The 14615-nt window shown below is 63.7% G+C and carries 19 protein-coding genes; 9 read left to right on the top strand and 10 right to left on the bottom strand.

Annotated elements, in window-relative coordinates; all coding sequences use genetic code 11:
- Position 1: 1 nt before the first annotated feature.
- The 7 genes from FJ950_RS23115 to FJ950_RS23085 form a co-directional block, all read right to left on the bottom strand.
- Entirely contained in the window at positions 2 to 907 is a 906-nt protein-coding gene (locus tag FJ950_RS23115) for a ribokinase (RefSeq protein ID WP_140618861.1), read from the bottom strand.
- 86 nt (positions 908 to 993) lie between these two features.
- Positions 994 to 1476 (bottom strand): hypothetical protein, encoded by a 483-nt coding sequence (locus FJ950_RS23110; RefSeq protein WP_140618859.1) that lies wholly within the window; start codon positions 1474 to 1476, stop codon positions 994 to 996.
- Positions 1451 to 1969 carry a hypothetical protein gene (locus FJ950_RS23105; protein ID WP_140618858.1) on the bottom strand — a complete coding sequence of 173 codons (519 nt, stop codon included), beginning with the start codon at positions 1967 to 1969 and terminating at the stop codon, positions 1451 to 1453. Before FJ950_RS23105 ends, FJ950_RS23110 begins: the two co-directional genes overlap by 26 nt.
- Entirely contained in the window at positions 1936 to 2328 is a 393-nt protein-coding gene (locus FJ950_RS23100) for a hypothetical protein (protein ID WP_140618856.1), read from the bottom strand. The genes FJ950_RS23105 and FJ950_RS23100 overlap by 34 nt, the downstream gene beginning before the upstream one ends.
- A gap of 20 nt (positions 2329 to 2348) precedes the next feature.
- Positions 2349 to 2819 (bottom strand): hypothetical protein, encoded by a 471-nt coding sequence (locus tag FJ950_RS23095; RefSeq protein ID WP_015315729.1) that lies wholly within the window; start codon positions 2817 to 2819, stop codon positions 2349 to 2351.
- Between the two features lie 222 nt (positions 2820 to 3041).
- On the bottom strand, positions 3042 to 3920 hold the full coding sequence (locus tag FJ950_RS23090; protein WP_140618854.1) for a bifunctional helix-turn-helix domain-containing protein/methylated-DNA--[protein]-cysteine S-methyltransferase: 879 nt from the start codon (positions 3918 to 3920) through the stop codon (positions 3042 to 3044).
- A 212-nt stretch (positions 3921 to 4132) separates the two neighbouring features.
- On the bottom strand, positions 4133 to 4627 hold the full coding sequence (locus FJ950_RS23085) for a DUF2244 domain-containing protein (protein ID WP_023770603.1): 495 nt from the start codon (positions 4625 to 4627) through the stop codon (positions 4133 to 4135).
- Between the two features lie 22 nt (positions 4628 to 4649).
- Between FJ950_RS23085 and nth the strand changes: the two genes are divergently transcribed.
- From nth to FJ950_RS23070, 3 genes are all read left to right on the top strand, one after another.
- Positions 4650 to 5462, top strand: coding sequence for an endonuclease III (gene nth / locus FJ950_RS23080; RefSeq protein ID WP_140618852.1), 813 nt, complete (start codon positions 4650 to 4652; stop codon positions 5460 to 5462).
- 74 nt (positions 5463 to 5536) lie between these two features.
- Positions 5537 to 5641, top strand: coding sequence for a YdeI/OmpD-associated family protein (locus tag FJ950_RS30195; protein ID WP_140619009.1), 105 nt, complete (start codon positions 5537 to 5539; stop codon positions 5639 to 5641).
- A gap of 109 nt (positions 5642 to 5750) precedes the next feature.
- Positions 5751 to 6284 (top strand): GNAT family N-acetyltransferase, encoded by a 534-nt coding sequence (locus FJ950_RS23070; RefSeq protein WP_140618850.1) that lies wholly within the window; start codon positions 5751 to 5753, stop codon positions 6282 to 6284.
- Between the two features lie 175 nt (positions 6285 to 6459).
- On the opposite strand, the gene FJ950_RS23065 is transcribed toward FJ950_RS23070, so the two are convergent.
- Positions 6460 to 7230: an IclR family transcriptional regulator gene (locus FJ950_RS23065; RefSeq protein ID WP_140618848.1), complete on the bottom strand. Its 771-nt coding sequence runs from the start codon at positions 7228 to 7230 to the stop codon at positions 6460 to 6462.
- A 184-nt stretch (positions 7231 to 7414) separates the two neighbouring features.
- Between FJ950_RS23065 and FJ950_RS23060 the strand changes: the two genes are divergently transcribed.
- From FJ950_RS23060 to FJ950_RS23040, 5 genes are all read left to right on the top strand, one after another.
- Positions 7415 to 8392 carry a tripartite tricarboxylate transporter substrate-binding protein gene (locus FJ950_RS23060; protein ID WP_015315736.1) on the top strand — a complete coding sequence of 326 codons (978 nt, stop codon included), beginning with the start codon at positions 7415 to 7417 and terminating at the stop codon, positions 8390 to 8392.
- A 151-nt stretch (positions 8393 to 8543) separates the two neighbouring features.
- The gene (locus FJ950_RS23055) at positions 8544 to 9080 is read left to right on the top strand and encodes a tripartite tricarboxylate transporter TctB family protein (RefSeq protein ID WP_015315737.1); all 537 of its coding nucleotides are present in this window, start codon (positions 8544 to 8546) and stop codon (positions 9078 to 9080) included.
- A gap of 4 nt (positions 9081 to 9084) precedes the next feature.
- Positions 9085 to 10608, top strand: coding sequence for a tripartite tricarboxylate transporter permease (locus FJ950_RS23050; RefSeq protein WP_140618847.1), 1524 nt, complete (start codon positions 9085 to 9087; stop codon positions 10606 to 10608).
- A gap of 15 nt (positions 10609 to 10623) precedes the next feature.
- Positions 10624 to 11808 carry a CoA transferase gene (locus tag FJ950_RS23045; RefSeq protein WP_140618845.1) on the top strand — a complete coding sequence of 395 codons (1185 nt, stop codon included), beginning with the start codon at positions 10624 to 10626 and terminating at the stop codon, positions 11806 to 11808.
- Positions 11805 to 12656 (top strand): citryl-CoA lyase, encoded by an 852-nt coding sequence (locus FJ950_RS23040; RefSeq protein WP_140618843.1) that lies wholly within the window; start codon positions 11805 to 11807, stop codon positions 12654 to 12656. The genes FJ950_RS23045 and FJ950_RS23040 overlap by 4 nt, the downstream gene beginning before the upstream one ends.
- Before the next feature lie 3 nt (positions 12657 to 12659).
- Here the strand turns inward: FJ950_RS23040 and FJ950_RS23035 are convergent, their stop codons facing one another.
- Together FJ950_RS23035 and FJ950_RS23030 are read right to left on the bottom strand one after the other, a co-directional pair.
- Entirely contained in the window at positions 12660 to 13136 is a 477-nt protein-coding gene (locus FJ950_RS23035) for an NUDIX hydrolase (protein ID WP_140618841.1), read from the bottom strand.
- A gap of 126 nt (positions 13137 to 13262) precedes the next feature.
- Positions 13263 to 13571, bottom strand: coding sequence for a hypothetical protein (locus tag FJ950_RS23030; protein WP_140618839.1), 309 nt, complete (start codon positions 13569 to 13571; stop codon positions 13263 to 13265).
- 436 nt (positions 13572 to 14007) lie between these two features.
- Between FJ950_RS23030 and FJ950_RS23025 the strand changes: the two genes are divergently transcribed.
- Entirely contained in the window at positions 14008 to 14586 is a 579-nt protein-coding gene (locus FJ950_RS23025; protein WP_140618837.1) for an invasion associated locus B family protein, read from the top strand.
- Positions 14587 to 14615: the final 29 nt, after the last annotated feature.

Here is a 14615-nt window from a genome sequence, read left to right as displayed (position 1 = left end):
TTCAACCGGCCTCTTGCAGCGCCTGGTCGACATCCTTGGCCAGTGGGATCGCCGGTTGGGCGCCGGGCTTAAGGCAAGCCAGCGAGCCGGCGGCGCCGGCACGCGCCAATGCCTGTTCGAGCGTGAGGCCCGACGACAGGCCGGCGGCGAAATAGCCGCAGAAAGTGTCGCCGGCCCCGACCGTGTCGACCGGCGTGATCTGCAAAGCAGGGACGGTCAGGAATTCGCTTGGCGTTGCCGCCATCACGCCGTCGCCACCGAGCGTGACGACGATGATGCGTCCAGTCTTGCTGGCATAGTCGCGCATGCGCGCTGCACGATCGCGGCCTTTCAGGGCAAGGGCTTCGCCATAGAGGTCGAATTCGGTTTCGTTCGCGACCGCATAGTCGGCCTTGCCGAGGAAGGCGGCTGCCCCGCCATGGAAAGGGGCCGTGTTGAGGACAGTGATCGCGCCGGCCACCCTTGCCTGGTCGAGGGCCGCATCGACCGTCGCGAGCGGAATTTCGTGCTGCAGCAGCACGACGTCGCCCTTTGTCAGAAAAGCCTTGGAGAGGTCGCCGGGCACCACGGAAGCGTTGGCGCCGGGCACCACGGCGATAATGTTTTCGCCGTCATCGCCGACCATGATCAGCGCCGTGCCGGTCGAGGCAAAGGTCTCTCCCACGCCCGACAGGTCGACCTTGGCCTCGCGCAGCAAAGCCAGTGCCTCGGGGGCGAAATTGTCCTTGCCAACGGCGCCGACCATGCGCACCTGAGCGCCGGCACGCGCGGCGGCGAGTGCCTGGTTGGCGCCCTTGCCGCCGGGGGCCGTCGTGAAGCTGGAACCGCTCACCGTCTCACCGGGGCTCGGCAAGCGGTCGACATTAGCGATAAGGTCGAGGTTGATCGAACCGACTACGATAATCAAGAAATGCCTCCTGCTGATGCGCGGAAGCTATCCTGCCAAGCCGTTCGATGCCAGACCACGCGAATGGTCCAGCGTGATTTGCCGCGTCATTCACAAAGCACAGTGACGATGCCCTGATAGTTGCCGGCGGGAAAGATACCGCTCGACTTGGTGGCGGTGAGGTCGATCTGCATGGCGTGGGTGCCATTGGCGACCCTTTGCGGCACGCCCCCATTGTTGTCGACCCCCGAGCCATCGAGGCGGAAGACCGAGGCGAAGGTCACGTTGGTGCCGCCGCCGCTCGGCGCGGAAGAGAATGCGGCAGGCGCCGGCGCTGAAACCGAATAGCAGTCCAGCAAGTTGAGCAGCGAGCACAGCAGGGAACTTGCCACCACGGTGGCGCTGGCGCTTGATCCGCCTGCCTGCTTGGAGCCCAGTATGCCGATGGCCGGATTGGCGGTCATCGTGCCCGATGCCCCGACCATGATGGTGCAGGTGCCGATGATCGCGGCCTGCGCCGGAAGGCAGCAGCCGGCGAGCGCGGCCATCGCGAGCAGCGCGCGGCTATTTCTTCTTCTTTTTCTTGCCATCGCCGCTTCCGGTCCTGATGCTCCAGCCTTCGTTGGCCCATCCGGGTGACGTGGCCACGGGCGTAGGTGCGCTGGCGGCCACGCTCGCAGTCGGCCCGTCACCGCCCAGGCCCATCTTGAGGAGCTTCAGCTCCAGCTGCAGGCGCTCGACCTCAAGCTCGTAGAGGCGGCTGCAGTCGACGCGCTTCGGCGTACGCCCGATCGGAATCACCACGCGGCCGTAGGTGGCGATGTCGTTGTTCGCCTGATTGTTGCCTCTGATAACGCCAAGATCGAGATAGGCACCGGTGCCCGATACGGCGGAGCGGCAGGTGGTTCCGTCGGAAGCGTGGACCTCATCCTGCCCTTGCGGCAAGGTCACGCCGGGCAGGTTGAAGCCGCTCTCATTCTGATTGAGGTTGTAGACATCCTCGGCCAGAACCGGCGAGATCCCTGCCCAGGTTGCCGCAAACGCGACTGTCAGGACTTGCGGTGCCCAAAAAACTTTCCGCATATCTGTGCCCTTATCTGCGTCTGTTGATTGGGAAAGGGGATGCTCTCGGTACAGATACGCACTTTACGCTCGGCAGCGCCGCCGAAGGGCACGACCACAAGGACAGGACGGGAAGCCTGCGAGCCCAGTTGGAAAACGCTCGGAGAGATCTTGGCATCCACTGGCTGAAAATTCTGATCGTAGACGTGGATTTCGACCTTGATCTTCTGGCCGTAGGGATTGGCGGGAAACACGCGGATCGCGAAGGCGTCGGTGAAACTGTTGACCTCACCCCGCATCGGCGACATCGACTGGGCGTTGGCGGCAAGGGCCGGCAGGCCGACGGCCAGCGCCGCCGCCAGGATTCGTGCATGTTTCAAGGACCCCTCCTTCGCGACGGCTATTCGCAGCGCAGTGTTACCGTTGCCTGATAGTTTCCGGTGGCGAAGCGGTTGCTGCCGCCCTTGGTGCCAGCGAGATGGACCGAGACAAGGTCGGCGCCGGGGACAGCGAGGGCGGTGGCGGCCCCCGTTTCAGCGGTCGTGTGGGCGCCGCTGGCCGAATAGGTCGGTGTCCAGGTGGTGGCGGTGCTGTCGGCGGCGGGCACGGTGGTGAGGGTCACCGGATCGACGCTAAGTGAAACACCTCCGGTGGTGGTGAGCGTGACTGTTCCAGCCGAACCGCCGCTGTTGTGGGAGCTCAGCGACTGAAGGTCGGCGCTCACCGTCATGGTGCCGTTGGTGCCGACGACAAGCGTACAGGTCGCGGTGACCGTGCCATTGAAGATGACATTCTGCGTTGTGGCCATCGCCGCGTGGTCCAGGCACGTGACCAGCAAGGCTGCACCAAACACGGTGCGGAACAACTTCATCGAGATTCTCCTATTAAGTCGGATCGCCCGAATTAATATGGGTCATCATCGCTTTATCGTGGTTAATTTAGCGTAAACTTAAATAAGATATCGAAATAACGCTCGTGAAGAAACCGGCGGTTGTCCACGGTTGTATCCAGAAGTTCCAAAATCAAGCGCAATAATACTGCGTATTTCCAAATACTCATATATTTTCTGTGGCAGAAAGCAAAAATCGACATTTCACGACGAAATCTGCCCCGCCTCCCAGCCGAGGATGGCGCGCTTGCGGGTCAGGCCCCAGTGATAGCCGGTGAGATCGCCTGATTTGCCGATGGCGCGGTGGCAAGGCACCACGAAGGAGAGCGGGTTGGCGCCGTTGGCGGCGCCGACCGCGCGGCTGGCGCTCGGCGCACCGATGCTGGCCGCGATCGAGGAATAGGTACGGGCCTTGCCCATCGGAATCTGGAGCAGCGCCTCCCAGACGCGGACTTGGAAGTCGGTCCCGATCATGACGACATGAAGCGGCTGATCGGCGCGCCACAGCGTCGGCTCGAAGATGCGCGCGGCATAGGGCCCCGTCGCTTCCCTGTCCTCGACATAGAGCGCGTTCGGCCAGCGGCCTGACATATCGGCAAAAGCGGTGCGTTCCTCGCCTGCGTCGCAGAAGGCGAGGCCGGCAAGCCCGCGGTCGGTGGCCATGATCAGGGCAGTGCCGAACGGGGAGGTGTGATAGCCGTAGCGGATGGTGAGGCCGGCGCCGCGCGTCTTGTAGTCGCCCGGTGACATCGCCTCATGGGTGACGAACAGGTCGTGCAGCCGGCCGGGGCCGGACATGCCCAGTTCGAAGGAGGTTTCGAGCAGAGGCATGCCGGAATCGAGCAGCCTGCGCGCATGATCCAGCGTCACCGCCTGCAGGAAAGCCTTGGGCGACAGGCCGGCCCAGCGGGTGAAGAGTTTTTGCAAGCCGGTCGGCGTCTCGCCGACCTCCTCGGCCAGTTCTTCCAGCGATGGCTGGTCGCGATAGTCGAGACTGATCTTTTCGATGGCGCGGCGTACGATTTCGTAGTCGCTGCCCTCAGGCGTGATGTCCTTCTTGAGGACTGCCGTGTGTGTGCTCATGGACTGTCTCCTTGGGCTGGAATATCGCCCCTCGGGGCGCCGATCGCCACCCGAAACCTGCCTTCTTGCAGCACTTGCCCAGATAGACTCGGGATTCGAGCCAGGGAGCCGCTGATGGCTGGCGAAAAAGTCCATCTGACAGGGGCAAAAGAGAGCTTGCTCATGACACTCTACGGCAAGGCTTTCCCAACGGAAATTTCCTGGAATTGCTTTTAGCGCGCCTTGGCGGTCGCCAGCGCGCGCGAGAAGGCGGTGGCGAAGCTCTCGCGCGAATCGGGGTCGAGGAAGCCGCCGATCGGCACGTTCTGGCCTTGTGCTTCCACGGTCATTTTGGTGATGCCGATCTCGGCGTGCCGGGCGATCGAAAACCGTACCCAGAACGGATTGAAGCGATGCGCTTCCGACTTTCCCGAGGGGGCCGTCTTGCGAATGTCGAGGCTGGTGCGCGAGACCGACACTTCCTCGCGGGCGCGTGCAGCCCGGTAATTGACGCGGAAGGCGATGTAGACGGCCACCACGTCGAGGCCGAAGAAGCCGAACACCGGCCAGGCACCGCGCGACAGGAAAAACGCACCCGTCACCAACCAGCCGAACATCAGTGCGCCCATCAGGATCAGGAAGCCCGTCCTGCCCAGCGACCGGTGCGGGGTCAGCAACGCATGAAAGAAGGGCTCGTCAGCCTGAAACGAGGCGTTTGTGTCACTCATGACAGACTATTATAGGAGGGAAATGGCGCGTCCCAAGTCCAATGAGTCTTCCATGCCCGAAAAAGAGCTGCCGGCCGGACGCCGTGATGGCTCCAATGCCAAGCCGCGCCCTCGGCCGGCGCGGCGCTCGTCCCGCTACAGCCCGGCTGAAGTGCATGAGATTTTCCGGCGTTTTTCGGTGCAGCGGCCGGAGCCGAGGGGCGAACTCGAACACGTCAATGCCTTCACGCTGCTGGTGGCGGTGGTGCTTTCGGCGCAAGCGACCGATGCCGGTGTCAACAAGGCAACGCGGGCTCTGTTCAAGGTTGCGGACACGCCGCAAAAGATGCTGGCGCTCGGTGAAACCAAGTTCGGCGACCATATCAGGACCATCGGTCTCTGGCGCAACAAGGCCAAGAACGTCATCGCCCTATCGCAGGCGCTGATCCGCGACCATGGCGGCGAGGTGCCGGATGACCGCGATGAACTGGTCAATTTGCCCGGTGTCGGGCGCAAGACCGCCAATGTCGTGCTCAACATGGCCTTCGGCCAGCATACGATGGCGGTCGACACGCATATCTTGCGCATCGGCAACCGGCTTGGCCTGGCGCCCGGCAAGACGCCGGAACAGGTAGAGCAGGGGTTGTTGAAGATCATCCCGGACGAATATATGCGCCATGCGCATCACTGGCTGATCCTGCACGGACGCTATGTCTGCAAGGCGCGCAAGCCGGATTGCCCGGCCTGCGTCATTGCCGATATTTGCAAGGCAGAGGTGAAGACGACCAGCATTCCGGCGCCCCTGGTGCCGATCGCCCCGCTTGAAACTGTCGCCGCCGAAGATCAGGCGCCGTAGCCGCGCGCCATCGCCGCCGCGAACACCGGGATCAGGCTCGGCCGGACTATCAGAAGAACGACTATCTCGGCTGGATCGGCCGCGCCAAGCGTCCGGACACCAGGCGAAAGCGGCTCGACCAGATGCTGGATGAATTGCAGTGTGGCGGTGTCTACATGAATATGGTTTGGCACGGCTGAAGTTCTGCTTCGATTACTAGGCCTTCCCTGGATGATGGCGCGTATCCCCCTGGCCCTTGCCCCGCACCAGCGATTTGCTAAGCGCTGAGGATCAGCGAGGCATATCGTCATGAAAAATCCGCACGGTGTTCCGGTCATCGAGACCCAGCGAACCATTCTAAGGGCGCACCAACTGAAGGATTTCGACGCCTATACCGCCATGTGGGCCGACCCCGTCGTCACCCGTTTCATCGGCGGCAAGCCGCGCACGCGTGAGGAAAGCTGGATGCGCTTCCTGCGCCATGCCGGCCTGTGGTCGCTGCTTGGCTACGGCTTCTGGGCCATCGAGGAGAAAGCGACCGGCCGTTTCATCGGTGAGGCCGGGTTCCACGATCTGAAGCGCGACATGGAGCCGTCGATCGAAGGCATTCCCGAGGCGGGGTGGGCGCTCGCACCGGCCGCGCACGGCGCCGGTCTTGCCACGGAGATCGTCAGCCGCGTGCATGGCTGGGGCGACGAGACGTTCGGAGGTGCCAGAACCGTCTGCATCATCGATCCCGAAAATTCGGCTTCGCTGAACGTCGCCAGGAAGTGCGGCTATATCGAGCTGACGCAGACCCTCTATCATGATGCGCCGACCATGCTGCTGGAGCGGCTGCCCTGAGGGGTGTCAGGCGAGGCGAGGGCGCCGACAATCACCCGGCCAGGCGCTACAAACGCGCAATCCGGACGGAAAACCGCTGCACACCTTGACCTGCCGCAGCCGGCCTTGGGGGCAGCTTCCCTACATGGGCGGCGAACGGAGGTTGGAGGCCTTTCCGACGCCATCACCGCGGGAGCTAGGGCAAAGCCGCCGTCGCGAGGCTCGCCTGCTCCAGCATGGAGGCATCCTCGCCGAAGGCGCGAGTGGCGCGGGCCGCCGCCTCGAGCAGCGGGCGCTTCATGCGCTCAAGGAAGGCAGCGTCGACGCGCGTGCTTGGACCAGCCAGCGTCAAGGCGCCAAGCAGCGCGTGTCCCGGCCCGAAAACCGGCGCCGAGACGCCTGCCGTTTCGGGGTCGCGGTCACCCACAGCGAGACAATTGCACGTTTTGCGGATGGTTTCGTAGGGTTCGCCCTGCTGTCCCGAAAACGCCGCCAGCACGCGCCCGCCCGAACCAGCCAGCAGAGGCAATACGTCGCCTTCGCGTATCGTGTAGCGGATCGGATGCTTGGATTCGACCCGGTAAAGACAGGTGCGCACGTCTCCCGAGCGGACGTAGAAGGCAACACTCTCCCAACTTCGTTCGGAGAGATCGCGCATGATCGGCAACAGGATGTCCACCGCCACCACCGAACGCTGGTAAAGCGCGCCCAGCCGAAAGGCGGCGGGTCCGACGCGATAGCGCCCATCGTCCAGGCGCTCGAGCAGTTGCCCGCGCAACAGCGAATTGGCGAGCCGCAGGATCGTGCTTTTGTAAAGACCGGTGCGCATCGCGATTTCAGCAAGACTTAGCGAGCGGTCGGCCGTGCTGAAGGCATCCAGGATGGCGATCGCCCGGTCGAGTGCCGCAACACCTTCGACGGAGGTACGCCGGATTTCCGCATCAGCCGAGTTGCCTGGTAAGTCCATTGCGGTTCCCAATTCGGTGAAGCCCGAGCGGAACCACTCTGTCGCGCCACCGGACCGTTCTGTCCAGTAGAATGTCGTTCCTGTTGACGGAACAAGGTAAAATCTGCTTGAACTTGATCACGGGTCTGTGAACAGGCGCGTTTTGGCAGGCACCGGAGGAGGTGTCGTGATCTGGAGGAATCCCATGCTGAACAGACGCAGATTTTTGATGAGTACGGCGGCGGCTGGCGCGGCCGGGCTGGTGGCATCGCATTTCTCACCCGCCTTCGCCGAAGGTGCGCCTCAAGTCCAGATCTTCGTGCCGGCGGCGCCCGGCGGCGGCTGGGACCAGACGGCGCGCACGATGGATCAGGTGCTGCGCGGCGAGAAGCTCATCTCCGGCTCGCAGATCACCAATGTCGGTGGTGCCGGCGGAACGGTAGGGTTGCCGCAGTTCATCAATCAGTGGAGCGGCAAAGGCAATGCGCTCATGGTCGCGGGCATGGTCATGGTGGGCGCCATCATCGCCAACAAGGCGGCCAACAACCTGACCCAAGTCACGCCCATCGCCCGTCTCACCGGAGAGTTCGAGGCGCTGGTGGTGCCGGCGGACTCGCCGTTCAAGACGGCCGCCGATTTCGTCGCGGCACTGAAGGCCGATCCGACGAAGGTTCCTGTCGCGGGCGGCTCGGCCGGTGGCTCCGACCACATCCTGTTCGGCCTGATCGCCAAGACGGTCGGCGTTCCGGCTCCCAGCCTCTCCTATGTACCGTTCGCGGGCGGCGGCGAAGCTCTGTCGGCATTGCTCGGCAACCAGGTGGCGGCCGGCATTTCCGGCTTCGGCGAGTTCTCCGAGCAAGTCAAGGCGGGCGCGCTCAGGCTGCTCGCCATTTCGGCCGACAAGCGCCAGGACGGCATCGACGCGCCGACGCTCAAGGAAGCCGGTATCGATGTGGAACTGTTCAACTGGCGCGGCGTCTTCGCGCCGCCCGGCATTTCCGACGCCGACAAGGCGGCCATGATCACGCTGGTCGAAGCCATGGCCAAGAGCGATGCATGGGCGACCGAATGCAAGAACCGCAACTGGACGTCCATCCTGCTCACCGGCGACGACTATGCCAAATTCGTCACTGAGGATTCGGCTCGCATCGAGGCCATCCTCAAGGATCTCGGTCTCGCCTGATTTCCCCAAGGGGGCGGCTCGTGCCGCCTCCTCCTTTTCTCGACGCATCGATCGCATGCGGCCATGCAGCGTGAAGGTACGACGAAGCCGGCTGCTGGAGGCGGCTGTTTTGGCCACCAGATCGTGGCCATCCATAGCGGGGAGGACATTCATGAGCACCACCGACCAGCAGGCAGTGCCGCCGCGACTTGCCGTACCGGAATTGTTGATCGGCGTCGGCCTCCTGGCCTGCGCCGGGGCCGTCGCCTGGCAGACGCTGGCGATCCCGGTCTCGCCGCTCTATTCCAAGGTTGGTCCGACCGTCTTTCCCTATCTGACCATGGTCGGCCTGATTGTGCTTTCCCTGCTGCTCATCCTCGCCGCGCTTCGCGGCGGCTGGCAGCCGGAGGAGGAAAAGGAAACGCCGACCGACTGGAAGGCGATGGGCTTCGTCGTCATCGGTCTGCTGGCCAATCTTGTGCTCATCCAGCCGCTCGGTTTCACCGCCGCGTCGGTCATCATGTTCGTTCTCGTCTGCTACGGCTTCGGCAGCAGGCATACGCTGCGCGATGTGCTCACCGGCCTGGTGCTGGCGCTGGCTGCTTATTTCGGCTTTGCCAAGGCGCTCGGCGTCAACATCGGCGCTGGTGTCGTCGAGAACCAGCTGAACATGGTGATCGACGCGTTCACCAGCACGCTGGGAGGCTGACGCCATGGATACGCTCGGCCATCTCGCACACGGTTTCGCGGTCGCTTTCAGCCCGACCAATCTTTTGTGGTGCCTGCTCGGGACGACGCTTGGCACCGCCATCGGCGTGCTGCCTGGCCTTGGGCCAGCACTGACCATCGCGCTGCTCTTGCCGATCACCTATCAGGTGGCGCCGGAGGCGTCCTTCATCCTGTTCGCCGGTATCTATTACGGCGCCATGTATGGCGGCTCGACGACGTCGATCCTTCTCAACACGCCCGGCGAGAGCGCGACCATCGTGACGGCGCTGGAAGGCAACAAGATGGCCCGCTCCGGCCGCGGCGGCGCAGCACTCGCCACCTCGGCGATCGGCTCGTTCGTCGCCGGCACACTCGGCACGCTGGGCGTCGCCTTTCTGGCGCCTATAGTGGTCAAGTTCGCGCTGGCCTTCGGCCCGGCGGAGTATTTCTCGCTGATGGTGCTGGCATTCATCACTGTTTCGGCGGTGCTTGGGTCGTCGTCGGTGCGAGGCTTGACCAGCCTGTTTGCCGGCTTTGTAATCGGGATGATCGGCGTCGATCTGCAGACGGGCCAGCCGCGCTTCACCTTCGGCATGACCGAGTTGCTCGACGGCGTCGACGTCATCATCGCCGCCGTCGGCCTGTTCGCGGTTGGCGAGACGCTCTACATGGCCTCGCGCCGCTATGCCGGCAAAGACGAGATCGTGCCGCTGAAAGGCTCGCTCTACATGACGGCGGCCGAATGGGGGCGTTCGTGGAAGGCCTGGCTGCGGGGAGCGGCGATCGGCTTCCCGATCGGCGCCATGCCGGCCGGCGGCGCCGAGATCCCGACCTTTCTGTCCTATGCCATCGAAAAGAAACTGTCGAAGCACAAGCAGGAGTTCGGTACGGTCGGCGCCATCGAAGGCGTTGCAGGGCCGGAAGCCGCCAACAACGCGTCCGCCGCCGGCGTGCTGGTGCCGATGCTGACGCTTGGACTGCCGACCTCGGCGACGGCGGCGATCATGCTCTCGGCCTTCCAGAGCTACGGCATCAATCCGGGACCGCTGCTCCTGACGACACAGGCCGACCTTGTCTGGGGCCTGATCGCCAGCCTATTCATCGCCAATGTCATCCTGGTCATCCTCAACCTGCCGCTGATCGGTCTGTGGGTGCGGCTGCTGAAGATCCCGGCGCCGCAGCTTTATGCCGGGATCCTGGTGTTCGCCACTGTCGGCACCTATGGCATCTCGCAGTCCCCGATCGATCTCGTCATCCTCTATCTCCTGGGCGCCGCGGGCTTCCTGATGCGGCGGTTCGATTTCCCGACCGCGCCCGTCATCATCGGCATGATCCTGGGACCGCTTGCCGAAACCCAGTTCCGCCGGGCGATGACCATCTCGAACGGCGACTGGTCGGTGTTCTACAAGCATCCGTTGTCGCTGACCCTGCTGACGCTCGCCTTCATCGGCCTGGTCGGGCCGCATGTCTGGGCCTTCATCGAAAACCGGCGGCGGCGCGGTCCCGAACATGTGCCGGGCGATGCCTGAGCGATCTGAAAAGATATGACAGACCTGCTTTCCGGTATCCGCGTCCTCGACCTGACCAATGTGCTCGCCGGGCCGTACTGTGCCTATCAGCTGGCCTTGCTGGGAGCCGACGTGATCAAGGTCGAGGGGCCGCAAGGCGGCGATCTGGCGCGCCAGCTCGGCGGCTCTCCAAAGCTCAACAATGCCGGCATGGGCGCATCCTTTCTGGCCCAGAACGCCGGCAAACGATCGGTCATGCTCGACCTCAAGAAGGACACGGATCGCGGGCGCTTCCTCGACCTGGTCGCCAGCGCCGATGCGCTGGTGGAGAATTTTCGGCCCGGCGTGATGAAACGCCTCGGGCTTGACTACGAGATGCTGAGGGTGGTCCGCCCAGGCCTCGTCTATTGCGCGATATCGGGTTTCGGGCAGAGCGGGCCGATGCGCGACAACCCGGCCTATGACCAGATCATCCAGGGTCTTTCCGGGATCATGAGCATAACCGGCACGCCGGAAACCGCGCCGCTGCGCGTCGGCTATCCCGTCGCCGATACGCTGGGAGGCTTGGTCGGCGCGTTCTCGATCGCCGCGGCGCTGGTCAGGCAGAAGACATCGGGCGAGGGCGCGTTCCTCGACGTGTCGATGCTCGAATGCACGCTTTCCGCGCTTGGCTGGCCTGTTTCCAATTACCTGACGGCAGGGGTCGATCCCAAGCCGATGGGCAATGAGAACATGACGGCGGCTCCCTCCGGCGCCTTCCGCACCAGCGACGGGCTCATCAACATCGCCGCCAACAAGCAGGAGCAGTTCGTGACGCTGTGCCGGCTGATCGGACGGCCGGAACTGGCGTCGGACCCGCGCTTTGCCGAGCGCGAGACCCGCAAGCAGAACCGTGCCGCGCTCAAGGTCGAGATCGAGGATGCTCTGGCAAGCGATCCGGCGGCAATTTGGGAAGAGACGCTCAACCGAGCCGGCGTGCCGGCGGGCCGGGTACTGACGATCCCGCAAGTGCTGACCGAACCACAAGTGCTCGAACGCCAGGTGACGGCTCGTTTCGAGGATGTGGCTGGCATGGATGGGCCGCTGACCGTCCTGCGCGGCGGGTTCATGGTAGACGGTACGGCACCGTTGCCGACGCGGCCGCCGCCTGTGCTGGGCGAGCACATTGACGAGGTGTTCGCCGGCCTGCCGCCGCGCGCCAAGGCAAAGGCCCTGACATGAGCGGCGTGGAGAAGAAAACAGGCCGCGCGCGCGGCGAGGAATGGTGGCAGACCGGCATCATCGAGATGAGCCCCGGTGTGATCCGGCTGCGCGGCTACGAGATCCAGGACCTGATCGGCCGCGTCAGCTTCCCGGCTGTCATCTGGCTGATGCTGCGTGGCGAATTGCCCAGCGAAGACGAGGCGGCACTGCTCGGCATTGCCTTGGGGGCGGCCGTCGACCACGGGCCACAGGCGCCGTCGATCGCCATCGCCCGCATGGCGGCCACCTGTGGCGTCGGCATCAACAGCGCCATGGCCTCGGCCATCAACGTGCTGGGCGACGTGCATGGTGGCGCCGGCGAGCAGGCGCTTTCCTTCTATGGCGATATTGCCGTGGCGCTTGATGGCGGCATGGGCCTCAATGAAGCGGTTTCGACACGTCTCGACCGGTTCTTCGGGCAGGAGAAGGGCTATGTGCCGGGGCTTGGCCATCGCTTCCATCCTGTCGATCCGCGCGCGCCGCGCCTGCTGGAACTGGTCAGAGATTTTGCCGCGCGTGGCGTGGTCAACGGCCGCTTTGCCGACATTGCCGAGGCGATCGAGGCCGACGTCGCGCGGCGCAAGGGCAAAAAAATCCCGCTCAACATCGATGGCGCCACCGCCGTCATCTATGGCGAACTCGGCTTTCCGCCGCCGCTGACGCGCGGACTCTTCGTGCTGTCGCGTTCCGTCGGCATCCTGGCGCATGCCTGGGAGCAATCTCAGCAGTCCGAGCGCAACAAGGGGCCGCTGCCGCGCGAATGGCTGTGGGCCTATAGCGGCCCGCCGGCACGGCCGCTTCCTGAAGATGAGGGCGCGGACAATTGAGGCTTATGCCTGCTCGAGCGGCGCGGGTCCGGGAAACTTCAAGGTGTTCACCAGCGTCGAGAGATCGGGCTCATCGATGAGCATCGCGGCGTCGGCCGGCGCCAGCCAGGCCCGCTGCCGCCGCTTGGCTTCCTGCCAATCGGCAAGCTCTTCCGTCACTTCCAGCAGAAACACGACGACGTCGACGCGGACAAAGCGGTTGGCCAAACGTTTCCAGTAGGAATAGGTGCCCGCCGGCTGCTTCAGCGTCTTGCCGAGCACGCCGGCTTCCTCCAGTGCCTCGATGGTGGCTGCCTTGCGCCCGCTCTTGCCTTTCATCGGCCATCCCTTGGGCACGATGAAGCGTCTCGTGGTTCTCGATGTGACCAGCATCACCTCGATGCCGCCATGCGCATTCAGCCGGAAGGGGATCGCCGCCACCTGGCGGATCCTTTCGCCTTTCTTGGCTTGGCGTACGGTCTTTTTCTTGGTGGCTGCCATCTCGATAATCCAGTCGCTGCAATGCCCCTTAGCGTGCTGCGACGCCTTTGCAAAATCCAAACTGCCGCAGGGGCACCTGAAGTGCCCTATCATGTAAGTCGGCTAAATAAAAGAAGCTGCCGTTCGTCAGCGGCAGGTGCTCACGGCGGTGTTGCCGATTATCTGCGTCTGGCAGCTCGGCCTAACCTGCGGCACGACCGGCGGCGGTTGCTGGACGATGATGCGATCCTGGGCACGATACTGCTGTTGCTGCTGCTGAAACTGCTGCCGCTGAACCCGGTTTTGCAACGCCTGCAGATCGTTCTGCTGGATGACTGTGTTGTTTCTGACCGTGGGATTGAGCACCTGCGCGGAAGCGGGCATCGCAAAGCCGGCGCAAACCGCTCCAGCCAGCACCACCAATGTTGATATCATCGATGAACGACGCGCACACATCCATCTATTCCTGCAAAAAAATCTCATCACACCAGATATATAGGGCTTTTGCCCGACGATGCCATGCGAGAATGCCGATCACCCTCACACCGCGCCCGCTCAAGGGCTGCCACCCGCGCAGGCTGCGTGTTTCCGGCAAGGAAGAAGGGTCGGTTGCAGGTTTCAACTTTTTTCCACCAAGGAGTGGGAGATCGAAGGCCGCTTCGGCGCGGCGGAGAATCTGCTGGCACCCCCCGCATTGCACTTGACGGAGGCGATCGATTCGCCGCTCTATCGGGTCGGCGCCGGCCTCGAGCTGAATTGCGTCGATGGCGTCGTCATGTCCGTCAGATATAATGGCGCCTTCGGGGAAACGGTCAAACAGAATGCAGTCAGCGCGTCTCTCAAGGTCAGTTTCTAGGCTGGCTTGAGGCGGAGCCGGGCGGGAGAGATCTTGATGAGGAAATACGCGTATTTTGCAGCAGTGCTGGGTGCTGCCTGCATCGCAGGCCTGCCGGCCATGGCGGCGCAAACCAAGGGCGACAAGGTGGCGGCAACGCCCGCCGCAGCTGACGTGCCGCAACTGCCGGGTGGTGCTTCGGCCTTGTCCGAAACCCATGGCGACTGGACGGTCAATTGCCAGATATCGGGCACGAACAAGGTCTGCAGCCTGTCGCACCAGCAGTTCAACAAGCAAAGCAACCAACGGCTTTTGGCGATCGAGCTGTCGAGCAAGACCGGCGAGGATGCGACCGGAACGCTTGCCCTGCCTTTCGGTCTGGCGCTTGCCAAGGGTGTCGCGCTGACCATCGACGATCAGAAGCTCGACGGCAGCCTGCCGTTCAGCACCTGCCAGGTGGTCGGCTGCCTGGTGCCGGTGGCGTTCGATGCCAATGTCACGCCGCTGCTCAAGAACGGCACCACACTCAAGATCGATGCGTTCGCGGCCGATACGGGGCAAGTCGTAAGCTTTTCCATTCCGCTCAATGGCTTCGGCGGTGCGCTTGCTCGCACGGCGGAGCTTTTGGCCAACTGACGGCTTGGCTCACCGCAAGCGACAGGGTG

This window comes from Mesorhizobium sp. B2-3-14 (genome assembly GCF_006442175.1).
Taxonomy (GTDB): domain Bacteria; phylum Pseudomonadota; class Alphaproteobacteria; order Rhizobiales; family Rhizobiaceae; genus Mesorhizobium; species Mesorhizobium australicum.
This window is presented reverse-complemented; position numbering and strand designations above follow the sequence as displayed.